Raw genomic sequence first — 23,500 nt, 5'->3', positions numbered from 1 at the left:
GCGGGCGTTTAGGGCCGATGCCGCACCTCCGCCAAGGTCAAGACCCATGCTGTACGGGTGACACGCTCCGGTTCCACGTCCGGCGCGGTACGGGTCGCGTTCGCCTTCTGGATCACGCTCGTGGGCACCACCGTGCCGACCCCGCTCTACCCGCTCTACGAGATGCAGTTCGGCTTCTCGTCGTTGACGGTGACAGTGGTCTACGCGTTGTACGCGCTGGGCGTGGTCGTCGGGCTGCTGGTCTTCGGGCGGCTCTCCGATCAGATCGGCCGACGTCCGGTCATCCTCGCCGCACTGCTGCTGTCCGTCGCCGCGGACGCCGTCTTCCTGTTCGCCGTGGACCTGGCGATGATCATCGTCGGTCGGATCCTCGCCGGTCTGTCCGCAGCGCTGATCATCGGTGCGGCGACCGCGGCGCTGGCGGAGTTGATCGACCGGCGGCATCCGAAACGAGCCGCCACTGTGTCGATCTTCGCGAACCTGGGTGGTCTCGCCACCGGCACCCTGCTGGCCGGGATCGTGTCGGACGTGGCGCCCGACCCGCTGCGGCTGCCCTGGGTCATCGTGCTGATCCTCGCGGTGCTGGCGATCATCGCGTTGCGGGGCGTGCCGGAGACGGTCCGCGAGCGCTCGCCGGTGACCCTACGGGTGCAACGGTTGCACGTGCCCGCGGCCATTCGCGGCGCCTTCGTCCGCTCGGCGATCACCGCCGGTGCGGGCTTCGCCGCGCTCGGGGTGCTCACGTCGGTAACTGGGCTCTTCCTCGGCATGGTCCTGCACGAGACCTCGCACACCCTGGCCGCGCTGGTGGTCTTCGTGGCCTTCGCCGGTGCCGCGTTCGGTCAGCTGCTGACCCGCGTGCTGTCCTCGCGCGCCGCGCTGGCCAGCGCCTGCGTCGGCCTGATCGTGGGAGCGGGGCTGCTCGCGTTCAGCATGTGGATGGCGCTGCTGGCGACGCTGCTCGTCAGTGCGGCGCTGATCGGGGTCGCGTCCGGGGTGGCGGTCGGCGACGGCATCGCGACGATCACCATGAAGACCGAGCCGCAGCACCAGGCCGAGGCGGTGTCGACGTTCTTCGCCATCCTGTTCGCCATGCTGGGCGTGCCCGCGGTCGGGGTCGGTCTGCTGATCCAGACGATCGGTCTGCGCCCCGCCGGCGAGGTCTTCAGCGCGGTGGTGGCGGTGCTCGCGGTCGTCGTCCTGCTCAGCCTCCTGCGGCGTGACCCGGCCCCGCCCGCGACCCGGTCCGCGCCCTGAGCTGACGCCGAAAGGCCGGCGGCTGGCCGCCCGGTCGGCAGGAGATGTCAGCGGTCTTCTGGGCTGCCGAAAGCCATTCACGGAGGTCTTGCGGCGGTCATCGTATACAACATACGCTCCCCAAATCGCCCACCTGAGGAGCTCTCCATGACGAACCTCTCCGCCAGCGAAACGCGCCTGCCCCGCCCCCGCGTGCTCCGGGCCGCAGTGGCGGCGGCCGCCGCCGTCTGCACGATCGTTGCCTGCTCACCGGTGTCGAACAGCGGCGGCGACACGTCCGGCGACAACCAGTCGGCCGGCCAGGATTCCTTCGGCACGCCGGCAGACCCCGCCGCCGTGAAGCAGGGTGGCAAGTTGGAAATCGCCCTCTCCGCAGAGCCCGACGCGCTGGACCCGACACTGTCGAGAAGCCTCTACTCCCGCTACGTCTTCCAGGCGATGTGCCAGAAGCTCTACGACGTCGACGAGAAGGCGCAGGTCGTACCGCAGCTCGCCACCGCGCTGCCCACCACGAGCGGCGACGGCCGGACGGTGACCATCCCGCTGCGCCCGGGCGTGCGCTTCGCGGACGGGACGCCGTTCGACTCGGCCGCGGTGAAGGCCACCCTGCAACGCCACCTCACCAACGCCCGGTCGGCGCGCAAGAGCGAACTCGGGCCCATCGACGGCGTCGACACCCCGGACGCGCAGACCGTCGTCCTCCGACTGAAGCAGCCGTTCGCGCCGCTGCTCGGTGCCCTCGCCGACCGCGCCGGCATGATCATGAGTGCCCAGGCGTTGCGGAGCCTGGGTGACGACTTCGCCTCCGCGCCGGTCTGCGTCGGCCCCTTCAAGTTCGCCAAGCGGGTGCCACAGAACTCGATCGAGGTGGTGAAGGACCCGAACTACTACGACGCGAGCAAGGTGCACCTCGACAGCATCTCGTGGCGAATCCTCACCGACGCGAGCATCCGCGCCGCCAACCTGCGCTCCGGCGACGTGCAGGTCGCCGACAGCGTCTCCACCCAGGACTTCGCCGCCCTGCGCCAGGACGCCGCGGTCTCCGTCCTGCAGTCGCAGTCCCTCGGCTACCAGGGTCTGACCATCAACATCGGCAACGTCGACGGCATCGGCACGGCACCCAAGCCCATCAACCGTCCGCTCGCGCAGAACGCCAAGGTACGGCAGGCCTTCGAGCACGCCATCGACCGCAAGGCCCTGGTCGACGCGGTGTTCAACGGTCTGCACGCCGTCGCCTGCTCACCGATCTCGCCCGCGAGCGCGTTCTCGTCGCCGGAGGCGCAGACCTGCCCGGCGCACGACCCCGCCAAGGCCAAGCAGCTGCTGGCGGAGGCGGGTGTGCAGACGCCGTACACGGTGACGATGCTGGCCTCGAACACGCCCGACACGCTGCGTCTCGCGCAGGCGCTCCAGTCGATGGTCAAGGACGGCGGGTTCGACCTGAAGATCAACCCGGTGGAATACTCGTCGCTCCTCGACGAGCAGGACCGCGGCAACTTCGAGCTGCTGCAGCTCGGCTGGAGCGGGCGGATCGACCCGGACGCCAACATCACGAACTTCGTCGGCACCAAGGCGAGCCAGAACGTCGCCGGCTACAGCAACCCGCAGCTCGACACCCTGCTGACCCAGGCCCGCCAGGCCGGCGACGTCGAGGAGCGCAAGAAGCTGTACGGGCAGGCGGTGACTCTGCTCCAGCAGGACGACGCCCTGATCTACCTCTACCGGCAGCGCAACCTGACCGCCGTGAGCAAGCAGCTCCAGGGCCTGCAGGTCTTCCCGGACGGTGTGCTCCGGGCGGCCTTCGCCGGCTTCGCCAAGTAGGTCACAGTGGCCCGCTACCTGCTCACCCGCGCCTGGCAGTCGGCGTTGACACTGCTGTTGTCGACGATCGTGGTCTTCGTCGGCGTGCGGGCCCTGCCCGGTGACCCGGCCCTCGCGCTGGCCGGGGAGGACCGCTCGCCGGAGGCGCTGGAGGCCATCCGTCGGCACTACGGGTTGGATCAGCCGCTGCCGGTCCAGTTCGCGCAGTACGTGGAGCGCATGGCGCAGGGCGACTTCGGGGTGTCGATCCGCACCGGTACGCCCGTGTCGTCGATGCTCACGACCGCCCTGCCGGTGACCGTCGAACTGTCCGTCCTGGCGATCCTCATCGCCTCGGCGCTCGGGGTCGGCGCAGGCGTGCTCGCGGCCGTGCGTCGCGGGCGGCCCGCGGAGTGGCTCGCCAACGGACTGGCCCTGGTGGGCCTGTCGGTGCCGCACTTCTGGCTCGGGCTGCTCGCGATCCTCTACCTGTCCGTGGCGACCGGGCTGTTCCCCGCCTCCGGCTTCGTGCCGATCCTGGAGGATCCCGTGGACAACCTGCACCACATCGTCCTGCCGGCGGTGATCCTCGGCACCGGCCTCGCCGCCATCATCATGCGGCAGACCCGGTCGGCGATGCTGGACTCGCTCTCCTCCGACTACGTGCGCACGGCCAAGGCGAAGGGCCTGCGGCCGCGCGCCGTCATCACCCGGCACGCACTGCGCAACAGCCTCATCGTGGTGGTCACCGTCGTGGGTCTCCAGCTCGGCGGCCTGATCTCGGGCGCGGTCGTCACCGAGCAGATCTTCGGGCTGCCGGGCTTCGGCAAGATGACCATCGACGCGGTGTTCCAACGGGACTACCCGGTGATCCAGGCCGTCGTCCTGCTCACCGCGACGGCCTACATCGTGATCAACTTTTTCGTCGACCTGCTCTACTCGGTCATCGACCCCCGCATCAGGGTGACGGGAGATCCGGCATGACCGTCCTCACCGTACCGATGGCGGAGACCTCGGTCAGCGTCACCCGGCGCGCACGGGTGCTGCGACGGTTGCGCCGCAACCCACTCGCCGTGGTGAGTTTCGTCGTGCTCGCGCTGGCGGCGGCCACCGCGCTGCTCTCGCCGTGGATCGCGCCCTACTCCGTCGACCAGACCGACTTCGCCCGTACGTTCGCACCGCCCGGCACCTCCGGGCACGTGCTCGGCACCGACGACCTCGGCCGGGACGTCCTCTCCCGCATCATGCTCGGTGCGCGGGCGTCGTTGCAGGTGGGGCTCCTGGCGGTGGCCACCTCCCTGGTCATCGGGGTGCCACTCGGGCTGGCGGCCGGCTACTTCCGGGCCTGGGACGCCGTGATCTCGCGCTTCACCGACCTGCTGCTCGCGTTCCCGTTCCTGATCATGGCGGTGGGGCTGGCGGCCATCCGGGGCGCCAGCCTCGGCAACGCCGCGGTGGCCATCGGCATCGCCCAGATCCCCGGGGTGATCCGGGTCGTCCGCTCGGACACACTGCGCCTCAAGTCGCTGGACTTCGTCGCGGCGGCCGTGGTCGACGGGGCGAGCGACCTGTGGGTGCTGGCCCGGCACATCCTGCCGAACGCGACGTCGGTGATCCTGGTGCAGGCCACCGTCGCGATCCCGGCCGCGATCCTCGGCGAGGCGGTGCTGTCCTTCCTCGGCCTCGGCATCCAGCCCCCGGCACCCAGCCTGGGCACCATGCTGGCCACCGCCCAGCAGTTCGCCGCCCGGGCACCGTGGGCCGCCGTGCTTCCCGGTGTCGTGATCATGGGCCTGGCGCTGGCGTTCAACGTCTTCGGTGACGCCCTGCGCGACGCCCTCGACCCGAAGGGAGACCGCCGATGACCACGGCCTCCGCGCCCGTCCTGGCGATCCGCGACCTCTCGGTGTCGTTCCCGACCGAGACCGGCACCGTTTCGGCGGTGGACGGGGTCAGCCTGGACCTCGCCTCCGGGGAGATCGTCGGGATGGTGGGCGAGTCCGGGTGCGGCAAGAGCGTCACCGCGATGAGCATCGCCGGCCTGCTACCCGGCAGCGCCCGGGTCACCGGCTCGGTCCGCCTCGACGGCGTCGAACTGGTCGGTGCCCGCGAGTCGGCGCTGCGCCGGGTACGCGGACAGGAGATCGCCTACATCTTCCAGGAGCCGATGACGTCCTTGAACCCGGTGCTCACCGTCGGGCGGCAGATCGGGGAGGTGCTCCAGGTCCACGAACGGATGTCCCGACGAGCCGCGCGGGCCCGGGCCGTGGAGCTGCTGACGCTGGTCGGGATCCCGTCCGCGGGGCAGCGGGTCGACACCTACCCGCACCAGCTCTCCGGCGGCATGCGCCAGCGCGTGATGATCGCGATGGCGGTGGCCTGCGGCCCGAAGGTGCTGGTGGCCGACGAGCCGACCACGGCGTTGGACGTCACCGTCCAGGCCGGCATCCTCCAGGTGCTGCGGGACCTGCGCGACCGGCTCGGCACGAGCATCCTCATCATCACGCACGACCTCGGCGTGATCGCCGACATCGCCGACCGCGTGGTCGTCATGTACGCGGGACGGGTGGTGGAGCGGGCACCGGTCGACGACCTGTTCGCACACCCCAGGCACCGGTACACGGCCGGGCTCCTGTCGGCGTCACCGCAGCCGGGCCGGCACGCCGGCACGGACCGGTTGACCGAGATCCCCGGGCTGGTGCCCGTCCTGTCGACCCAACCCGACGCGTGCACCTTCGCGGACCGGTGCCCGGCCGCCGACGCGACGTGCCGCGACTCCGCCCCGCCTCTGGAGGGCGTCGGTGGCACGGACCATGTGGCGGCCTGTTGGCACCCCTGCACAACAGCACCGACGGTACCGACGGCACCCCAGGAGGCGACCCGATGACGCCGCAGCCCAACGCCCTGGAGATCGAGGACCTGGTGATGCACTTCGGCCCGGTCCGCGCCGTGGACGGGGTGTCCCTGACGATCCCGAGGGGCCGGGTCACGGCCCTGGTGGGGGAGAGCGGCTCCGGGAAGTCGACGGTGGGTCGATGCGTGGTGCGGCTCGTCGAGCCGACCGCCGGGACGGTCCGGATCGCCGGGACGGACGTCACGCACCTGTCCCGACGGCGACTGCGCCCCCATCGCGGCGCGGTGTCGATCGTCTTTCAGGACCCGGCCGGGTCCCTGGACCCGCGCATGCTGGTGGGCGACATCGTGGCCGAGCCGCTGCGGCTGGCCGGCAAACGGATCTCCCGGCGCGACCGGGACGCCCGCGTCGCCCCCCAACTCGAACGGGTGGGCCTGCGCGCCGAGGTGGCACGCCGCTACCCCCACGAGCTGTCCGGCGGGCAACGCCAACGGGTCAGCATCGCCCGGGCGCTGATCTCCGAACCCATGCTGCTCATCGCCGACGAACCCACCAGCGCACTCGACGTGTCCGTGCAGGCGTCGGTGCTCAACCTCCTTGCCGACCTGCAACGCGACATCGGGTTCGCCTGCCTGTTCATCACCCACGACCTGTCCGCTGTCGAGTACCTGGCCGACGACATCGCCGTCATGTACCTGGGCCAACTCGTCGAGCAGGGCAGCCGCGAGCGGATCTTCGCCCGGCCCGCCCACCCGTACACGCAGGCGCTGCTGTCCGCCGCGCCGGTGGCCGACCCGGTGCGCCAACGCGAGCGTCAGCCGGTGCTGCTCGGCGACGACCTGCCGTCCGCGCTCGACCCGCCGTCCGGCTGCCGGTTCCGGACCCGGTGCCCGCTCGCGTTCGACAGGTGCGCGACGGAGGTGCCGGCGCGGACGGCCATCGGCGACGGCATGGCCGCGTGCCACCTGGTCCGGCCCGACGGCACCGGCCCCGACGTTCGCACCGCAGATCCCAGTGAGGTGTTGTCATGACGTTCACCACCCGACCCACGCTCCAGGGCACCTTCGGCATGGTGTCCTCGACGCACTGGCTCGCCAGCCAGGCGGCGATGGGCATCCTCGAACGCGGGGGCAACGCCTTCGACGCCGCGGTCACCGCCGGGTTCGTCCTGCACGTCGTCGAGCCGCACCTGAACGGGCCGGGCGGCGAGGTGCCGGCCATCGTGGCCACCGCGGCGGACCCGACGCCGAAGGTGCTGTGCGGGCAGGGGCCCGCGCCGGCCGGTGCCACCATCGCGCACTTCCGGTCGCTCGGCATGGACCTCATCCCGGGGTCCGGGCCGCTCGCGGCGGCCGTACCCGGCGCGGTGGACGCCTGGCTCCTGCTGCTGCGCGAGCACGGCACGCTCACCCTCGCCGAGGTGCTGGAGCCGGCGATCGGGTACGCCGGCGCCGGACACCCGCTGGTGGGCCGGGTCGGTGACACCGTGGCGGCCGTGCGGTCGTTGTTCGAGGAACACTGGCCCACCTCCGCCGCGCTCTGGCTGCGCGGCGGCCGGCCACCCGCCGCCGGGGAGATGGTCACCAACCCGGCGTACGCGGGCACCCTGCGCAGACTGGTCGAGGCGGGCCAGGCGGCGGGCGCGGACCGGGAGGCGCAGATCGAGGCCGCGCGTCGCGCCTGGAGTACGGGTTTCGTCGCCGAGGCCATCGACGCGTTCAGCCGGCAGCCGTTCCAGGACTCCAGCGGTCGGCCGAACGCCGGGCTGATCACCGGTGACGACCTGGCCGCGTACTCGGCGACCTGGGAGGCGCCCGCCACCCTCGACTGGCACGGCTACTCGGTGGCGAAGACCGGTTTCTGGGGCCAGGGCCCGGTGCTGCTGGAGTCACTGGCCACCCTCGACGCGCTCGACGACCCCACCGCGTACGACCCGTCGACCGCCCGGGGTGTGCACGCCCAGGTCGAGGCGCTCAAGCTCGCCTTCGCCGACCGGGAGGCCTGGTACGGCGACGACGTCGAGGTGCCCGCCAAGGCGCTGCTCTCCCGGGAGTACGCGCGGGAGCGGGCGGCCCTGATCGGTGACCGCGCGTCGGCGCAGTTGCGGCCGGGGCGTCCCGACGGGGCGCAGCCACGGCTGGCGGCCCACGTCCGACCCGGCGCCGCTCGTCGTGCCGACCCGACGGATGCGACGACGGGGGAGCCGACAGTGCAGTCGGACGGCGTGACCCGTGGCGACACCTGCCACGTGGACGTGGTCGACCGCTGGGGCAACATGATCTCCGCTACCCCCAGTGGTGGCTGGTTGCAGAGCTCGCCCACCATCCCGGAACTCGGCTTTCCGCTGGGCAGCCGGCTGCAGATGTTCTGGCTGGAGGAAGGGCTGGCCTCGTCGTTGGCCCCCGGCCGTCGGCCGCGTACGACGCTGAGCCCGACGATGGTGCACCGCGACGGGGAGCCGGTGCTGGCCTGCGGGACACCCGGCGGCGACCAGCAGGACCAGTGGCAGTTGCCGTTCCTGTTGCGGCACCTCGTCGGCGGCCAGGCCCTCCAGGAGGCCATCGACGCGCCGGCGTGGCACACGCTCAGCCTGCCGGGGTCGTTCTACCCACGGGACATGGAACCCGGTGTCCTGGTGGTGGAGGACCGGTTCGACGACGACGTGCTGGCCGCTCTGCGGGCGTACGGGCACGAGGTGCGGGTCACCGACTCATGGAGCCTCGGTCGGCTCTGCGCGGTGAGCCGCGACCCGGCGACGGGTGTGCTCTCCGCCGGGGCGAACCCTCGGGGGATGCAGGGCTACGCGTGCGGGCGTTAGGGCCTGGCGTAGCCACCCTCGGCGTTCTCGTGGGCCGCTGCGGACGCCGCGTCGAGGTGGTCGAGCGCGGCCCGCTCGGCGCGGTCGCCGTCGCCTGACTCGATGGCGTCGACGAGCTGGATGTGCTCGGCCCACGAGTGTGGCGCGCGTTCGGCCGCCCCGAGCCGGAAGACCCACTGGACATGGAGGTAGAGCGACTTGGCGATCGACGACAGCCAGGGGTTTCCGCTGACCTGGAGGATGCGCAGGTGCAGGGTGCTGTTCAGCTCGGCGACCCGGGCCAGGTCCTGCCGCTGTGTCGCCTCGCGTCCCTCGTCCAGCAGGGCACGCAGGGCCACCACGTCCGCCGCGGTCGCCCGCTCGGCGGCCAGCCGGGCGGCCAGCGTCTCCAGGCGTACGCGGACGGCGAACATGTCGGCGATGGTGCCGCTGCTCGGTGAGGCGACGACCGCTCCCCGGCGGGGGAGGATCACGACGAAGCCTTCCGCCTCAGCGACGCGCAGGGCCTCCCGGACGGGGTTGCGGGAGACGCCGAAGTCTTCCGCCAGCCGGTCCTCGGTGAGCCGTTCACCGGGAAGGTAGTTGCCGTCGATGATGGCGGTGCGCAGGGCGGCGAGGACCTGATCGCGTAGCGGCAGGTGTTGCGCGCCGAGCTTGTCCCGCAGATCTTCAGCCACCTGGTCGCCTCTCCGTGAACCTGTCCGGACAAAGTGTATACGAAGAACAATCCCTGGAGGGTGGCCGACAGTGTCGAGCACAGTGCCCAACGTCATCCAGCCCCGCCCCGCGGCTCAGCAGGACCCGCGCCTCGTGCGTCGACGGCACGCGCTCGTCGTCGTGCTCACCTTCCTGACCGGTTGCGCCGACGCCATCGGGTTCCTCTCCCTCGGCGGCGCCTTCGCCAGCGTCATGACCGGCAACATGGTCCTGCTCGGACTCTCGGCGGGCCGAGGTGACGCCGAGCTGGCCCTGACGTCCGGCAGCGCCATCGTCAGCTTCATCGTCGGTGTCCTCGCCGGCGCCCGCGTCGTCGGCTCGGCACGACCGGGCGACAGGGTCTGGCCCCGGCGGGTCACCTGGGCGCTCGTCCTGGAACTGCTGGTGTTCGTCGTGTTCCTCGTCGTCTGGGAAGTCACGCTGCACACCGCCGACGCGCGTGTCCACCTCGCGCTGCTCATGCTGTCGGCGGTGGCGCTGGGCGTGCAGAGCAGCGCCATCCAACGGTTCGGCGTGCCCGGCCTGTCGTCGACGTATCTGACCGGCACGCTCACCAGCCTGATCGCCGGCGTCGCCGCGCGCAGCCCGTGGGACAGCCTGCGCCCCAAGGCCCAGGTGTTGCTGGCCCTCATGGTCGGCGCCGCCGTCGGCGCACTGGTCGCCCTGCACCTGCCGGTCGTCGCCCCGGCGCTGCTGATCGTGCCGCTGGTGCTCGTCATCGGCGTGTCCGCCCGGATGCGGGCCTGACGTCAGACACCCCGGGCGAACAGGGCCAGGCGGACCCGGTTGGGGCTGTCGGTCTTGGTCATCAGGCTGGTGATGTGGGTCTTGACCGTGGTGACGCCGATGTGGAGGCGGTCCCCGATCTCGGTGTTCGACAGGCCCTCGGCGACCAGGTTCAGCACCTCCTGCTCGCGGGCGGTCAGGCCCTGCATCGACCGTGGTGTCTCGGGGCGGGCGTGCACCGCGCGCTGCACGAGGCGTCGCAGCACCTCCGGGCTGAACGGGCTGTCACCGACGGCCGCCCGGCGGATGCCGTCGAGCAGCTCGGCCGGGGGCGCGTCCTTGAGCAGGAACCCGCAGGCGCCGGCGGTCAGCGCGGGGTAGAGGTGGTCGTCGTCGCCGAACGTGGTCAGCACCAGGATGCGGGCGGCTGGTCGCGCGGCGAGGATCCGGCTGGTCGCGGTGATCCCGTCGACGCCGGGCATGCGCAGGTCCATGACGACGACGTCGGGAAGGAGCCGGGCGGCGAGTGTGATCGCCTCGCGGCCGTTGTCGGCCTCCCCGACGACCTCGATGTCGGGCTGGGCCGCACAGAGCATCCGCAACCCGGCCCGGATCAGGTGCTGGTCGTCGACCAGCAGCACCCGGATCACACCGGCTCCGGTGCGGGGGAGTCGGCCGGGGCCCCGCGTTCACCGGGCACCGACCGGACCGGTGCCCGGTCGGAGGCGGCCACCACGGCCGGGAGGGCGGTACGCACCCGCCACCCGGTGCCGGACGGGCCCGCCTCCAACCGGCCGCCGAGGACCTCGACGCGCTCGCGCATCCCGGTGATGCCGTGCCCGCCGCCGCTCGGCACACCGGCCAACAGGCCGCCGCCGGTCGGCACACCGGCCAACAGGCCGCCGCCGGTCGGCACACCCGTCGGCGCCCCGCCGCGACCGGTGTCGGCGACCTCCCAGTGCACGACGCCGTCGCGGACGGCGACCACGAGGTGCGCCACCGCGGACGTACCTGCGTGTTTGGCCACGTTGGTCAGTGCCTCCTGGGTCAGCCGCAGCACCGCCATGCCGCGCACCGCGTCGAGCGAACCGATCGCCGGGTCCAGGTCGGCCTCCACGGTGATGCCGGCCTGACGGGCCCTGTCGATCGCCGCGCCGATCGCCGCCGGCAACGCGGAGGGCTCGATCGCGGTCAGCGCCGCGTCGCCGCGTACCCCGTCGGGGTCGCGCAGCACCGCGACCAGCCGGCGCAGCTCCCCCAGGGCCGCGGTGCCCGTGCCGTGCACGTCGTCGAACACCTCACCGACCCGGGGATCCAGGTCGGTGAGCACGTGCCGGGCCACGCCGACCCGCAGCACCATCGACGCGACGTGGTGCGCGACGACGTCGTGCAGCTCGCGGGCGATGGCGCTGCGTTCGTCGGCCCGTGCCGCGCGGCTCTCCGACTCGTGCTGCCGTTGCTCGGCGACGGCGCGTTCCTGGGCCTGCCGGGCGAGATTCCAGTTGGCGCGGATGACCAGGCCGAGCAGCAACGGTATGCCGACCTCCAGGGCCAGGCCGACGACGCCGGCGGCGACCCGGTCGGCCGGATCGCCGATCGTGTTGGTCAGGTCGACCACGGCCAGCAGCCCGGCGGCCAACCCGATGGTGCGGGCGCGGTACGCCCCGATGGTGATCTCGATCAACGCCCAGCTGGCACCGACCTGATTGATCATGATGTCGTCGAGCAGGGCGATCGCCGCGGCCAGCAACACGGCCTGCACCACCATGTTGGCGACCGGCCGACGGTGCAGCAGCAGCGCCGCAGCGAACGCGCCCACCGCGAGGATCCACTGTGTCACCGTCGGCGTGCGCCCCGCCTGGGTGCAGAAGACCAGGTAGCCCACCCCGGCGAGGTCGAGCAGCGTGAGCCGCACGAGCGTGTCGCGCGTGTTGAACAGCCGACCCAGCCAGCGCACGGGCTCAGCCTAGGTGCTGTGGCTCGGTGGCAGCGCCCTCCGGCAACCGCCACCGGGTGCGGACCGCGAGATAGGCGGCCAGGCCGAGCGGGCCGAGCAGGATGGTCAGCAGCAGCACCGGAGCCATCACCAGCGCCGGCACCCCCCGTTCGCGGCTGTCCAACCATGCCCAACGCCCGACGAACAGATCGAACGCGATCATGTGCGCCCAGCCCGCCGCCGCCCCGTCGGAGGTGCCGAGCAGGTCGCGCACCCCCGTCAGGGTCGGCGACGCGACCGCCGGCAGCACGTCGCCGAAGGCCGGGATCACCAGCAGCGCGTAGATCACCACCACCGGCAGCACGATCAGCGGTGAGGAGATGACGCGGGCGGTCCAGGACCATCGCGGCAGCAGGATCATCATGGCCCAGAACGGCGCGGCCACCGCGAACGTCAGGACGAACAGCATCTCGGTCATGCGGCCAACGCCAGGTCGGAGCGGCGCCGCCGGGCCAGCACCAGAGCGGCGGCGGTCGCCGTCGCGACCACCAGGGCCGCGACCGCGGCGAGGGTGACAGCGTCCGGCCGCAGCAGCGCCTGCCCACGCACTGCCTGCCAGGTCAACATCACAGTGAGTACGCCGTACGCCGCGCCCGCCACGACCACGAGCCGTGCCCGGGTGCGCTCGTCCAAGCGTGTCGCGAACCGGTTCAGCAGGATCGCCAGGAGCGGCAGCGCCTGGAGGGCGTGCAACCCCACGAAGTGCCCGATCCGCAGGTCTCCGCCCATGGTGCTCCATCCAACCAGTGGCAGACCCGCCCCACCGTCCGGCACACCCACGCTGTGCGCCCCGGCGACCCCCTCGATCCCCGGATCCTGACCGGGCAGTGCCATCGGCACCGCCGCCGCCATGCCCAGCAGCGACAGGCCCAGACCCCAGCCGACCGCGCGTCGGGCCACCAGGTCGGGAATCCGGCGGATCAACACCACGATCCCCAGGACGAGGTGCGCGAAGAACAGCACGCCGATCGCCGCGCCCATCGCCGCGAAGAGGGCGGTGTTCAGCGGGGTGCTGTCGTTGAAGTGGCTGGTCTGCCCACGCACCACCTGTCCGACGATCACCACGTTCTCGACCGCGGCGACGGCGACGATGAGGGTGGCCATCCGCTCCGCGAGCCGGCTCCGACGGGGCAGCAAAGAGAGCATCCACGCGAGGGTCACGCCGTACAGCACGAAGGACACCGCGAACTTGAACGGCTTGAGCCAGATCGGCGCCCCGACCAGGACGCGTGGGTCGACGACGATGCCGACCGCGCAGACGACGGCGAGCGCCGCCATCGCGTACACGAGGAACATCAGTGGGCGGTGCCAGCGTGCCGCCCGGCGCAGATCGATTGTCATGTCTGTAGATGGTCGCGACAGTGCCCGCCGGTCGCGTCCGACCGCGAGCCCCGGTTGTGGCCGGCGGTCGGAGCGGGGTCTCCTCCCTGGGTAGGAGGCGAATCCCGCCGAAAACCGTCGCCGGCGCTGGCACAATGGCCGGTCTGCCGACCACACGGGGAGCGAACAGTGACGACCACAGAGGATCGCGTCCGGCCGAACGAGACGACACTGCCGCTGCTGCCCTGCCCCGCGCCGGAGGAGACCCTGGCGTTCTGGCAGGCGCTCGGGTTCGAGGTGACCTACAAGCAGCTCAAGCCGTACGTGTACCTGGCCTTGCAGTGGAGTGGGTTCCAACTGCACTACGGCCCCGCGCCCAAGGACCTGGACCCGACGAAGGAGACGTCCGGCGGCTGCCTGGTGATGGTCGACGCGGTCGCGCCGTACCACGCGACGTTCGCCGAGACGATGCGTCGCAGCTACGGCAAGGTGCTGGTCAAGGGTTTACCCCGGATGACCCGCTACCGCGCCGGGGCGTCGCGGTTCAGCATCGTCGACCCGTCGGGCAACACCATCACCTTCATCCAGCGCGACGAGCCGGAGGACCTGGAGTACGGCGGGTCGGCCGAGCTGCAGGGCCTGGCGCGGGTGCTCGACAACGCGCGGATCCTGCGCGAGTTCAAGATGGACGATCGAGCTGCCTACCGGGCGCTCGACTCCGGAATGCGCCGCCGCGCCGACGACGCGCCGGTGGTCGAGCAGGCGATGGCGTTGGCCGCCCTGATCGAGCTGTCGGTGGCGTTGGGGAAGGCGGAGCGCGTCCCCGAGTGGGGCGCCCGCCTCCAGGCGCTGACCCTGACCGAGCCGGAGCGTACGCAGGTGGAGCAGTTCGTCGCCGACCCGGCCGTCCTCACGCCGTGGCTGGCCGCAGGGACCTGATCATCCGACGGACCCTGCGACCGCATCGCTCAAGGGCGCAGACTGCCGTCATCGTCGAGGACAGCTTCTGCCAACCGCTCCGGGAACATTCGACGCACGCTCGGGGGGTATTCACTCCCGTCGCCGGGCTGTGTGACGCGGTCGCCGTCCACCCGTACCGGTGTCGAGACACCGGAGACGAGCCCTGGGCCCAGGGCTTCGCAGTGCGCCCAGGCGAACGAGGACGAGGCGTCCCGCCCGAGCAGGCGGACCTTGCAGGTGCCCGGTCCTCCGAGCAATACGCTGGGGAGGAGCGTCGCGAGACGCTCCTCCTCGGCCTGAACGTCGACCGCGCTTCGATCCGGGAATCGGTACGGCGGCTCGGAGCAACCGGCGAGCAGCCCGATCGCCAAGCCAAGCCAGACGAAGTGTCGACGGATCACCCGCCGAGCGTCCCACCCGGTGGCCCGGAAACGCCACCATCTTCGCTAGCGTGCCGAGCCGGAGCGCAACACGTTCCGCATCGCCCAAGATCTGCACAACTTCAGGGATGTACGTGCCTCGGCGGCGAGTGAGGCAGCACTTTCCCTGTTCCTGTGCGGATCTTGGCGCGTGTCGGGCCTTACGAGGCCAACCGCTCGACCGTGTCGCGGCCTGAGCCAGGCAGCCCGGCCCCCTCGTCGGAGTGGTTGATCTCCGACCACACCGCGTCCAGGGAGAGGCCGAGGACGTCGGCGATGGCGGCGATGGTCGGGAAGGCGGGGGTGGCGATGCGGCCGGACTCGATCTTTCGGAGGGTCTCCGGCGAGACACCCGCGTCCAGTGCGGTGAGGAGCATCGAACGGTCCCCCCGGGCTCGACGCAGCAGGGCGCCGAGCCGCTGTCCGCGTTCGACCTCTTCGGGAGTGAGCGGCAACCTGACCATGGCCCGATTCTAGTACCGGGATAATATGGCCGGGATAGTTATTGGAAGTGCGAGGAAGGCGCTGCATGATCGAGATCCTGACCCCCACCGACCTGCTGCGAGCGAAGGATTCCGGCGCCCTGGTCGCCGACATCCTGCAGACCTTGAAGAGCCGCAGCGCGGTCGGCACGAACCTCCTGGAGATCGACGCGTGGGCACGCAGCATGATCATGGAGGCCGGGGCGCAGTCCTGCTACGTCGACTATGAGCCGTCCTTCGGACGTGGGCCGTTCGGCCACTACATCTGCACGTCGGTCAACGACGCCGTGCTGCACGGACTGCCGCACGACTACACCCTCGCCGACGGCGACCTGCTGTCGCTCGACCTCGCCGTCTCCCTGGGCGGAGTCGTCGCCGACTCCGCCATCAGCTTCATCGTGGGCGACGTGCAGCCCCCGGAGAGCGTCGCGCTGATCGACGCGACCGAGCGCGCACTGAGCGCGGGGATCGCCGCCGCCGGCCCGGGCGCCCGCATCGGTGACATCTCCCATGCCATCGGCTCCGTCCTCACCGCGGCGGGATACTCGGTCAACACCGAGTTCGGCGGTCACGGCGTCGGCTCGACCATGCACCAGGACCCGCACGTCTCCAACACCGGGCGGCCCGGACGCGGGTACCGACTGCGCCCGGGCCTGCTGCTGGCGCTGGAGCCCTGGGTCATGGCGGACACCGCCAAGCTCGTCACCGACGCCGATGGCTGGACGCTGCGCAGCGTGACCGGCTGCCGGACGGCGCACAGCGAGCACACGATCGCCATCACCAACGACGGAGCCGACGTGCTCACCCTGCCGAAGGCCTGATCCCGACCTCAGGAACCATCGGCCCGGCGGATCGCGGCAGCCATCTCCGCGGAGCTGTGGTCGGCGTCGACCCCCTCGACGAGGATCACGTCGCCGGCCAGGTGCCTCGTCCGCAACGGCTTGATCTCCTGGTACGCATCGGAGCCGTACCAGGAGCGGGCCCTGGTCGAGTCGGGAAACTCGATGACGACAAGATCGCCCGGCCAACTGCCTTCCAGCACCTCGACGGGCCCACCGTGGACGATGAACCGACCTTCGAAGGGCGCCAGGGTGGCATCGATGCGCTCCAGATATTCGAGCACCTCGGCATGGACAGGTGCCCTACGCAGATGAGCGAGCGCGTACGCGGTCATGATTCTCCGATCGTTGGGGACGCCTTCGTGGAGATGATCGCGAGCGTCGGTGCGCGCTGTCGATTACGTCGCAGGTAATGGGGCGTACCCCCGGTGTGGTCACTAGGGTCGGGGGGTGACGACCAGGACCAGGCCGGGCCGACCGGTGGGGGAGTTGCTGCGCGACTGGCGTCGAACCCGCGGAATGAGTCAGCTCGACCTGTCGATCGAGGCGGGTGTGTCGGCCCGGCATTTGAGTTTCGTGGAGACCGGGCGATCCCGGCCGAGCCCGGACCTGATCCTGCGGCTGGCGGAGCGGCTCGACCTGCCGCTGGCCGAGCGCAACACGATGCTGCTCGCCGGCGGCTACGCCCCCGCCTATCCCAGCCACGAGCTGACCGACCCGCAACTCGCCCCGTTCCGGGCCGCCGTACGGCAGATTCTCGACGGGCACAGCCCGTACCCCGCGGTGCTCGTCGACCAGCACTGGCAGCTCGTCGAGGCCAACCCCGCCGTGGCCCTGTTCACCGCCGACGCGAAACCTCACCTGCTCACCCCACCGGTCAACGTGCTGCGGCTCAGCCTGCACCCCGACGGCATGGCCCCGCGAATCCTCAACCTTCCCGAGTGGCGGGCCCACCTGCTCGCACGGTTGCGCCAACAGGCCGCGGCGGCCAGCGACCCGGTCCTGTCCGATCTGCTCGACGAGCTTCGCGGCTATCCCAGTGGCGACGACATCGGGGCACCGACCGGCGACGAGCTGTCGCGTGTCGTCATCCCACTGCGGTACCGCCACGGCGACCGGGAGTTGGCATTCATCAGCACGACCACCCTCTTCGGCACCCCGCTGGACGTCACCGTCTCTGGGCTGGCCGTCGAGGCCTTCTTTCCGGCCGACCCGGTGACCGCCGCCGCGCTCCACGCCCTCGGCACGCCTGCGGCCGGCGTGGCCTGACCTCGACACCGTCGTCGCGTCCGTGGCGTCGTCGGCGGCGACGAGCTGCACCCACCGTCTACGACTAATCCGCATCCGACGGGGCACGTTCGTCCGTATACATGGTGAGTCCCGTTCAGAATGAACCGATCGGTCATATTTTCCGTGATGACGGTCAGGGTCACACACCAGATTCGCGGAGGCACGATGTCAACGGTTCGAACTGGTCCGCTCGTCGGGCTGATCGTGCAGATCGTCGTGCTGGCGGTGCTCGCGGAGACAATCGGTCTGGGCGCGGCGGGATGGTTGGCGGGGCTGGCCTACGGAGTGGGCCTGTGTCTCCTGCTCAGCCGGGGGATGTCCCGGTCGGCCGCGCCTGGTCTGAGCCCGGCCGACCGCGTGACCCTGAGCCGGGCGATCCTCGTCGGCGGCGTGACGGCCCTGGCCGCGGAGTCGTTCACCCGGCCGGCGCCGGTCGCGTTGATGGTCACCCTTACCACCGTGGCGCTGGTCCTCGACGCGGTCGACGGCTACACGGCCCGACGCACCGGGACGACCAGCGAGCTCGGCGCGCGCTTCGACATGGAGATCGACTCGTTCCTGGTGCTGGTGCTGTGCCTCCATGTCGCCCCCTCGGTGGGCGGCTGGGTGCTCGCGATCGGCGCGATGCGGTACGTCTTCGTGGCCGCGAGCTGGGTGCTGGGATGGATGCGCGGGTCGCTGCCGCCGCGCTACTGGCGCAAGGCCGTCGCGGCGATCCAGGGCGTGGTGCTGACGGTGGCGATGGGTGACGCGCTGCCGGGGCCGCTGACGACCGCCATGCTGGTGGTGTCACTGGCGCTGCTCATCGAGTCCTTCGGGCGCGACGTCACATGGCTGTGGCTGACCCGTCACCTCCGCCGCGCCCTCGTCCACGACGCCCCGGTCACCCACGATGCCCCGGCCAGTCACTACGCACCGGTCACCCAGCACGCCGCCATCACCCAGCACGTCGCACACGTTCCCGATGCGCCTGACGCGATGCCCTGGCCGGAGCACCGGCCGGTCGCCGTGGCCCGACGCGGGACCGCCCGCGTCTGAGCCGCCCGGATGCCACGCCCCACGAAGATCATGGAAGGATGCCCGGGTTGTCGATCTTGACGCGCGTACGTCAGCAGTCGAGCCAGGGACGGAGGGCGATGAGAGGCGAACTGTCGGACGCCACCGAGACCGACGGCACCGCACCCGAGGGTCGGCCGGGCCGCTCCATCGTGGCCCGACTGGTGACCGTCCTGGCCGCGCTGCTGGTGCTGCTCGTGCTCACCGCGCCGTACGATTTCGGTCGCCTCACCCCGGCGGCGTTCGTGCGGATCCCCCTGGAGGCGCTGCTGGTCGTGGCCCTCCTGCTCGCGCTGCCATCGCGCGGGAGCCGGCTGGTCGCGACGGTCACCGGCGTGGCTCTCGGTCTGCTCGGCCTGCTGAAGTTGCTCGACCTGGGGTTCTCCGCCGCCCTCAGCCGGGCGTTCGACCTGGTGCTCGACTGGGCGTTGCTGGACGAGGCGTTCGCCTTCCTCAGCGAGTCGTACGGTCGGCCCGCCGCCATCGGCGCAGCGATCGCCCTGGCGGTGGTGGCCGTGGGCCTGCCCGTCCTGGTCACGCTGTCGGTGCGGCGGCTGCGCCGGCTGGTGATCGGGCACCGCACCGGGGCCACCCGGATCGTGGCGGCGCTCGTGGTCGTCTGGGTGGCCTGCGCGGCGTTCGACGTGCGGGTGGTGCCGGCCGTACCGGTTGCCGACACGTCCGCGACCACCCTGGCCAACGGCCACGGGTTCCAGGTGCGCCTGCGTCTCGACGACCGGAAGACGTTCTCCACCCAGATCGAGGCCGACCGGTTCGCCGAAACCCCTGGCGACCAACTGCTGACCGCGCTGCGGGGCAAGAACGTGGTCATCGCCTTCGTGGAGAGCTACGGCCGGGACGCCGTCGAGGACCCGGAGTTCGCCCCGCAGGTCGGCGCCGTCCTCGACAGCGGCACCAGCCAGTTGCAGGCGGCGGGATTCGCCGCGCAGTCCGGCTTCCTCACCTCGCCGACGTTCGGCGGCGGCAGTTGGCTCGCACACGACACCCTGCTCTCCGGTCTGTGGATCGACAACGACCAGCGGCACCGCACCCTGCTGGCGAGTGACCGGATGACCCTCAACGGCGCCTTCCGACGGGCCAACTGGCAGACCGTCGGCGTGATGCCCGCCGTCAGCAGGGCGTGGCCGGAGGGCTCCTTCTTCGGCTACGAGCGGTTCTACGACGCCAGGGCGCTCGGGTACCGCGGTCCGAAGTTCAGCTTCGGCACGATGCCCGACCAGTTCACGCTGTCCAGCTGGCAGCGCCTGGAGCAGGCGAAACAGGACGGCAACCCGGTGATGACGGAGATCGCGCTGGTGTCGAGCCACGCACCGTGGACGCCCGTCCCGCGACTGGTCGACTGGGCCACCGTCGGCGACGGGGCGATCTACCGCGGCACCGCCGGCGAGGAGGATGAGCGGCGGCGCAGCACCGCCCAGATCCGGGCCGACTACCGGCAGTCCATCCAGTACACCCTGAGCACGCTCGTCTCCTACGTCCAGACCTACGGCGACGACGATCTCGTGTTCATCTTCCTCGGCGACCATCAGCCCGCCGCGGTCGTCACCGGCGAGAACGCCAGCCACGACGTCCCGATCACGATCATCACCCGGGACCGGGCCGTCCTGGACCGGATCTCCGGGTGGGGCTGGCAGGACGGGCTCAAGCCCGGGCCGCAGGCACCGGTCTGGCGGATGGACACCTTCCGGGACCGGTTCCTGACTGCCTTCGGGCCGTAACCCCGGCCACCTCGCGCCCCACTCACGGACTGGACGACAGACAGATGACGGCTACCACCGAGGCCAGGATCGCGGCGCTCCGGACCGATCCGGCCATGTCCCTCCTGCACCGGTCGCTGGATGTCTACTACGGCGACCCGCAGCGGGACGCGAGGATGGACGCGTTCTACTCCCGGTTCGTCACCGCGGGGGACCTCGTCTTCGACATCGGCTCCCACGTGGGCGACCACATCGGCAGCTTCCGTCGCCTCGGAGCCCGGGTCGTCGCCGTGGAGCCGCAGCCGCTGTGCCTGCGCGCCCTGCGGGCGATCTACGCCGACGACGACCAGGTGACGCTGGTCGAAGGGGCGTGTGGAGCGGCCGCCGGGAGCACACGGCTGCACGTCAACTCCGCCAACCCCACAGTGTCGACCGCCTCGTCCGACTTCGTCCGGGCGGCGCAGGGCGCGGGCGGTTGGGAGAGCCAGGTGTGGGACGGGGACATCGAGGTCCCGGTGGTCACCGTCGACGCGCTGATCCACGAGTACGGCGTACCGAGCTTCGCCAAGATCGACGTGGAGGGTTTCGAGGACGAGGTGCTGGCCGGCCTGAGCCGACCGCTGCCCGCTCTGTCGTTCGAGTTCACCACGATCGCACGTGCGGTTGCCTACCGGTGTCTCGACCGCCTGACCGCGCTCGGCTTCGACGGGTTCGACGTCGCGCTCGGCGACGACAAGTCGATGACCTTCGAGAGGTGGCTACCCGCGAGCGACGTGGCAGCACACCTGCGCGACTTGCCGCACCGGACCAACTCCGGCGACGTGTACTGCGTGTCCCGGGGAGGGTTGCGACAGCCACCACCGCATGACGATCCGAAGCGGCAGTAGCCACTGCCCGCGTACCGGGCAAGGAGCCGTCACGGCGCCCCGACGTTCAGAAGGGCCACCGCTCGTTAATGCCATCCTCGATGAGCGGGATCATCGCGAACGCGGCGTCGGACAACCCGCCGAAGGTGTGCCGGTTCGCTGCGGTCGGCGTGTGCCCGACCCGGTATCCGGCCAGGTTCCAGGTGTACACGGGAACCTCAGCGGGCACCGTTGCGGCCACGTCCGCCGCGTTGTGCCAATGGGCCTGCTCATCGGTGAGGATGACCACCCGGTCGTGCCGGTCGTAGTGCTCGCGCACCGCCTTCTCGGTGTCGGTGCCCATGCCGAAGAAGTAGCCGTCGTCCTTGAACCGCCGCACCGCCGCGAGCACCGACTCGCCCGCCAACGACGGAAACACTCGACTGTCATTGGAGAACGACACCACCGTGGCCGCCCGCGCCCGGGCGGCCAGCGCCAGGCCGAACACCGTGGCGCCGTCCCAGCAGAGCAGCGTGCCGTCCTTGCTGAACGGGCTCTGCATCGAGCCCGACGTGTCGATGAGGATGAGGGTCCTCCCGCCCAGAGCAGGCACGTTGGCCAGGGCATGCTGCAAGGCCTTCTCCAGCGGGTACGCCCACCGCAGACTCGGTGCCGCGTTGTACGCCGAAAGGAAGCGCATCGGCAGCACCCGAGAGGCGGCAACCTGGCCCGGATCGGAGAGCTTGGCCGCCACCGTCTCCGCCACGGTGTCGTTGACCCCGACCTGGTCGAAGTTGCGCAGGTTGCGCAGCAACGCCAAATAGCCCATGGTCGGGATGACGGACTCCCATGCCGAGGCGTCCATCGCGCTCTGTCGCCAGCCCGCCAGGGCCTCCCACGTCATGCCGGCCGCGCCCAGCACCGCCGGATCGGTGACCTCCCTACGCTGCTCGACGGGCAACGCCATGAGCGCGTCCCGGGCCGCCAGCATCCCGAGCGACGCCGGCAGCGGATTGTCCCGCCGGTGCCGCCGATCCAGCGCGTGCCGGAACAGGTCGCCCTGCCGCTCGTCCTTCGCGGTGGGGTGCGTCAGGTCGATGACATCGCCAAAGCGCACCTGGCTGCCGACGGAGTCGTACTTGAGCAGACTCCGCTCGGTGTACAGCCGGACCGCCGCGTCGGCGATGCCCCGCTTCACCGGCTTGGGTAGTGCCCGGCCATGGCGAGCCAGCCAGTACGCCAGAGCCTCTGCGGGCTCGTCCGCACGCTGCAACGCGGCGTCCACGACTGCCCGCGAACCCGGAATCTGGGCGGCAACCTGGGCGCGAGCGCCCTCGACAGCCGCCACCACGGACGCCGAGCGCAGCATGGCGACGGACCGAAGCCACGGTACGAAGCGAGCGAACCAGTCCGGGTCAGCTACGGCGACGGTGGCGACCAGGTCTCGGAAGCGAGCGTCCCGGTCCGTGGCGCCCTCGTAGAAGGTGTCCTCGCCGACCATGATGGAGACACCGAGCAGGAAGAGTTCGACGCGCGGCTCACGGGCGAAGCCGGGCGCGCCCTGGGCGGTCGCCGGCTGCTGACGGCCCTTGCGCAGCTTGATGTTGAACTTGGCCATGACGTCCCCCACGTCAATCAGCTCGGAAACGCCACCCCACCGCACACCCGAGATCAAAATCAGCCACGGACCAGTCCGCCGTTCTGTCCGTTGAACTATTCACCCGAAGGTGGCGGAGGACTCGAACCCCCATCTGCGGACCCCTGAAGTAACCGTTGCCTGCGCACCGGGTGTGTGGTGTGGTCGCGCTTCCCGAGATCGAGGTCGGCGACGGATGGTCCTTCACCGGGGTCGGAACCCCTCCAGATGTAACCGTCACCTGCGCACCGGGAAGTGCGGTCATGACGCTAGCGGTGGCGCCGACGGCCGGGCAACGGAGTTTGCGATCTTGTGATCGGGAGGGCAGTGGTGCCCGCCTGGTCACGCCGCACGCCCGAGATCAAAAGTGGACACGGTTTTCGCGGGTTCGAACCGCGGGGCCCTTGCCGGGCCTTCACCAAAGAAGTAGCCGTGTCCGTCGCACCGGGCGTGCGGCGTGAGCGCGCCTCCCGAGATCGAAGCGGCGACGGCGACCGGCCCTTGCGGGCCAAGGTGACCTGGGCCGCTGGTCGACGCCACCCAAGGTGGCGGTGGGATTCGAACCCACGTCTCCCCGTTGAGAGCGGAAGTAGCCGTTGCCTGCGCACCGGAAGGCGCCTGACGACGATAGGCCCGCACCGACGCGCGGACAAGCTGTTTCGGCGCCCTGGCGGCCTCCGCTGGCTCCGGACGGGTTCGTTCACCCCACCGCCGGGGCGGCCAGCCCGACCGCAGCGAGGGCCCCGCGCCGCGTCGAGCCCCCGATC

21 protein-coding genes, 1 tRNA gene and 1 pseudogene are annotated in these 23,500 nt (G+C 71.0%); 14 read left to right on the top strand and 9 right to left on the bottom strand.

Annotation, left to right across the window (positions count from 1 at the left end; translation table 11 throughout):
* Positions 1–57 precede the first annotated feature (57 nt).
* The 7 genes from GA0070619_RS15355 to GA0070619_RS15325 all read left to right on the top strand — a co-directional run bounded on the left by GA0070619_RS15355 (position 58) and on the right by GA0070619_RS15325 (position 8,729).
* Positions 58–1,257 carry an MFS transporter gene (locus GA0070619_RS15355; RefSeq protein ID WP_088948705.1) on the top strand — a complete coding sequence of 400 codons (1,200 nt, stop codon included), beginning with the start codon at positions 58–60 and terminating at the stop codon, positions 1,255–1,257.
* A gap of 147 nt (positions 1,258–1,404) precedes the next feature.
* On the top strand, positions 1,405–3,078 hold the full coding sequence (locus GA0070619_RS15350; protein ID WP_088948704.1) for an ABC transporter substrate-binding protein: 1,674 nt from the start codon (positions 1,405–1,407) through the stop codon (positions 3,076–3,078).
* A gap of 6 nt (positions 3,079–3,084) precedes the next feature.
* Positions 3,085–4,041, top strand: a complete 957-nt coding sequence (locus GA0070619_RS15345; protein ID WP_088948703.1) for an ABC transporter permease — start codon at positions 3,085–3,087, stop codon at positions 4,039–4,041.
* Positions 4,038–4,922 (top strand): ABC transporter permease, encoded by an 885-nt coding sequence (locus tag GA0070619_RS15340; RefSeq protein WP_088948702.1) that lies wholly within the window; start codon positions 4,038–4,040, stop codon positions 4,920–4,922. Before GA0070619_RS15345 ends, GA0070619_RS15340 begins: the two co-directional genes overlap by 4 nt.
* Positions 4,919–5,944, top strand: a complete 1,026-nt coding sequence (locus GA0070619_RS15335) for an ABC transporter ATP-binding protein (protein WP_088948701.1) — start codon at positions 4,919–4,921, stop codon at positions 5,942–5,944. Before GA0070619_RS15340 ends, GA0070619_RS15335 begins: the two co-directional genes overlap by 4 nt.
* Positions 5,941–6,942, top strand: a complete 1,002-nt coding sequence (locus tag GA0070619_RS15330; RefSeq protein ID WP_088948700.1) for an ABC transporter ATP-binding protein — start codon at positions 5,941–5,943, stop codon at positions 6,940–6,942. Before GA0070619_RS15335 ends, GA0070619_RS15330 begins: the two co-directional genes overlap by 4 nt.
* Entirely contained in the window at positions 6,939–8,729 is a 1,791-nt protein-coding gene (locus GA0070619_RS15325; RefSeq protein ID WP_088948699.1) for a gamma-glutamyltransferase family protein, read from the top strand. Before GA0070619_RS15330 ends, GA0070619_RS15325 begins: the two co-directional genes overlap by 4 nt.
* Here GA0070619_RS15325 and GA0070619_RS15320 read toward each other — a convergent pair.
* Positions 8,726–9,406: a GntR family transcriptional regulator gene (locus GA0070619_RS15320; RefSeq protein ID WP_172862048.1), complete on the bottom strand. Its 681-nt coding sequence runs from the start codon at positions 9,404–9,406 to the stop codon at positions 8,726–8,728. The two genes, GA0070619_RS15325 and GA0070619_RS15320, sit on opposite strands and share 4 nt — an antisense overlap.
* Before the next feature lie 70 nt (positions 9,407–9,476).
* On the opposite strand from GA0070619_RS15320, the gene GA0070619_RS15315 reads away from it, so the two are divergent.
* On the top strand, positions 9,477–10,193 hold the full coding sequence (locus tag GA0070619_RS15315; protein WP_157744004.1) for a YoaK family protein: 717 nt from the start codon (positions 9,477–9,479) through the stop codon (positions 10,191–10,193).
* A 2-nt stretch (positions 10,194–10,195) separates the two neighbouring features.
* Here GA0070619_RS15315 and GA0070619_RS15310 read toward each other — a convergent pair whose 3' ends face one another.
* The 4 genes from GA0070619_RS15310 to GA0070619_RS15295 are packed head-to-tail and all read right to left on the bottom strand — an operon-like array spanning position 10,196 to position 13,509.
* Positions 10,196–10,822 carry a response regulator transcription factor gene (locus GA0070619_RS15310; RefSeq protein ID WP_088948697.1) on the bottom strand — a complete coding sequence of 209 codons (627 nt, stop codon included), beginning with the start codon at positions 10,820–10,822 and terminating at the stop codon, positions 10,196–10,198.
* Positions 10,819–12,129, bottom strand: coding sequence for a sensor histidine kinase (locus tag GA0070619_RS15305; RefSeq protein ID WP_088948696.1), 1,311 nt, complete (start codon positions 12,127–12,129; stop codon positions 10,819–10,821). The genes GA0070619_RS15310 and GA0070619_RS15305 overlap by 4 nt, the downstream gene beginning before the upstream one ends.
* Before the next feature lie 4 nt (positions 12,130–12,133).
* Positions 12,134–12,586 carry an ABA4-like family protein gene (locus GA0070619_RS15300; RefSeq protein WP_088948695.1) on the bottom strand — a complete coding sequence of 151 codons (453 nt, stop codon included), beginning with the start codon at positions 12,584–12,586 and terminating at the stop codon, positions 12,134–12,136.
* Positions 12,583–13,509 (bottom strand): hypothetical protein, encoded by a 927-nt coding sequence (locus GA0070619_RS15295; protein ID WP_088948694.1) that lies wholly within the window; start codon positions 13,507–13,509, stop codon positions 12,583–12,585. Before GA0070619_RS15295 ends, GA0070619_RS15300 begins: the two co-directional genes overlap by 4 nt.
* Before the next feature lie 168 nt (positions 13,510–13,677).
* Here GA0070619_RS15295 and GA0070619_RS15290 point away from each other — a divergent pair, with 168 nt between their 5' ends.
* A complete protein-coding gene (locus GA0070619_RS15290) occupies positions 13,678–14,427 on the top strand; it encodes a VOC family protein (protein WP_088948693.1) in 750 nt (249 codons plus the stop codon).
* A 601-nt stretch (positions 14,428–15,028) separates the two neighbouring features.
* On the opposite strand, the gene GA0070619_RS15280 is transcribed toward GA0070619_RS15290, so the two are convergent.
* A complete protein-coding gene (locus GA0070619_RS15280) occupies positions 15,029–15,331 on the bottom strand; it encodes a helix-turn-helix domain-containing protein (protein ID WP_088948691.1) in 303 nt (100 codons plus the stop codon).
* 65 nt (positions 15,332–15,396) lie between these two features.
* Between GA0070619_RS15280 and map the strand changes: the two genes are divergently transcribed.
* A complete protein-coding gene (map, locus tag GA0070619_RS15275) occupies positions 15,397–16,170 on the top strand; it encodes a type I methionyl aminopeptidase (RefSeq protein WP_088948690.1) in 774 nt (257 codons plus the stop codon).
* A gap of 8 nt (positions 16,171–16,178) precedes the next feature.
* On the opposite strand, the gene GA0070619_RS15270 is transcribed toward map, so the two are convergent.
* Positions 16,179–16,523, bottom strand: coding sequence for a DUF1330 domain-containing protein (locus tag GA0070619_RS15270; protein ID WP_088948689.1), 345 nt, complete (start codon positions 16,521–16,523; stop codon positions 16,179–16,181).
* Between the two features lie 115 nt (positions 16,524–16,638).
* Here GA0070619_RS15270 and GA0070619_RS15265 point away from each other — a divergent pair, with 115 nt between their 5' ends.
* The 4 genes and pseudogenes from GA0070619_RS15265 to GA0070619_RS15250 all read left to right on the top strand — a co-directional run bounded on the left by GA0070619_RS15265 (position 16,639) and on the right by GA0070619_RS15250 (position 21,139).
* Positions 16,639–17,457, top strand: coding sequence for a helix-turn-helix domain-containing protein (locus tag GA0070619_RS15265; protein WP_088948688.1), 819 nt, complete (start codon positions 16,639–16,641; stop codon positions 17,455–17,457).
* A gap of 186 nt (positions 17,458–17,643) precedes the next feature.
* A pseudogene (locus GA0070619_RS15260) lies at positions 17,644–18,336 on the top strand (CDP-alcohol phosphatidyltransferase family protein); the annotation flags it as partial.
* Positions 18,337–18,614: 278 nt separating this feature from the next.
* A complete protein-coding gene (locus GA0070619_RS15255; RefSeq protein ID WP_088948686.1) occupies positions 18,615–20,273 on the top strand; it encodes a sulfatase-like hydrolase/transferase in 1,659 nt (552 codons plus the stop codon).
* A gap of 44 nt (positions 20,274–20,317) precedes the next feature.
* Positions 20,318–21,139, top strand: coding sequence for an FkbM family methyltransferase (locus GA0070619_RS15250; RefSeq protein WP_088948685.1), 822 nt, complete (start codon positions 20,318–20,320; stop codon positions 21,137–21,139).
* A 46-nt stretch (positions 21,140–21,185) separates the two neighbouring features.
* Here the strand turns inward: GA0070619_RS15250 and GA0070619_RS15245 are convergent, their stop codons facing one another.
* Both GA0070619_RS15245 and GA0070619_RS32395 read right to left on the bottom strand, forming a co-directional pair.
* Positions 21,186–22,727 carry a TROVE domain-containing protein gene (locus GA0070619_RS15245; RefSeq protein ID WP_231927429.1) on the bottom strand — a complete coding sequence of 514 codons (1,542 nt, stop codon included), beginning with the start codon at positions 22,725–22,727 and terminating at the stop codon, positions 21,186–21,188.
* 552 nt (positions 22,728–23,279) lie between these two features.
* Positions 23,280–23,342, bottom strand: a tRNA-OTHER gene (locus GA0070619_RS32395).
* Positions 23,343–23,500: the final 158 nt, after the last annotated feature.

Source organism: Micromonospora zamorensis, from assembly GCF_900090275.1.
Classification (GTDB): domain Bacteria; phylum Actinomycetota; class Actinomycetes; order Mycobacteriales; family Micromonosporaceae; genus Micromonospora; species Micromonospora zamorensis.
This window is presented reverse-complemented; position numbering and strand designations above follow the sequence as displayed.

What these genes read in the sequence shown, in the direction of transcription:
- GA0070619_RS15350 (WP_088948704.1), top strand. Translation starts at nt 1,405, where the DNA reads ATGACGAACCTCTCCGCCAGCGAAACGCGCCTGCCCCGCCCCCGCGTG.
- GA0070619_RS15340 (WP_088948702.1), top strand. Translation starts at nt 4,038, where the DNA reads ATGACCGTCCTCACCGTACCGATGGCGGAGACCTCGGTCAGCGTCACC.
- GA0070619_RS15335 (WP_088948701.1), top strand. Translation starts at nt 4,919, where the DNA reads ATGACCACGGCCTCCGCGCCCGTCCTGGCGATCCGCGACCTCTCGGTG.
- GA0070619_RS15330 (WP_088948700.1), top strand. Translation starts at nt 5,941, where the DNA reads ATGACGCCGCAGCCCAACGCCCTGGAGATCGAGGACCTGGTGATGCAC.
- GA0070619_RS15325 (WP_088948699.1), top strand. Translation starts at nt 6,939, where the DNA reads ATGACGTTCACCACCCGACCCACGCTCCAGGGCACCTTCGGCATGGTG.
- GA0070619_RS15300 (WP_088948695.1), bottom strand. Translation starts at nt 12,586, where the DNA reads ATGACCGAGATGCTGTTCGTCCTGACGTTCGCGGTGGCCGCGCCGTTC.
- GA0070619_RS15295 (WP_088948694.1), bottom strand. Translation starts at nt 13,509, where the DNA reads ATGACAATCGATCTGCGCCGGGCGGCACGCTGGCACCGCCCACTGATG.
- GA0070619_RS15280 (WP_088948691.1), bottom strand. Translation starts at nt 15,331, where the DNA reads ATGGTCAGGTTGCCGCTCACTCCCGAAGAGGTCGAACGCGGACAGCGG.
- map (WP_088948690.1), top strand. Translation starts at nt 15,397, where the DNA reads ATGATCGAGATCCTGACCCCCACCGACCTGCTGCGAGCGAAGGATTCC.
- GA0070619_RS15270 (WP_088948689.1), bottom strand. Translation starts at nt 16,523, where the DNA reads ATGACCGCGTACGCGCTCGCTCATCTGCGTAGGGCACCTGTCCATGCC.
- GA0070619_RS15255 (WP_088948686.1), top strand. Translation starts at nt 18,615, where the DNA reads ATGAGAGGCGAACTGTCGGACGCCACCGAGACCGACGGCACCGCACCC.
- GA0070619_RS15250 (WP_088948685.1), top strand. Translation starts at nt 20,318, where the DNA reads ATGACGGCTACCACCGAGGCCAGGATCGCGGCGCTCCGGACCGATCCG.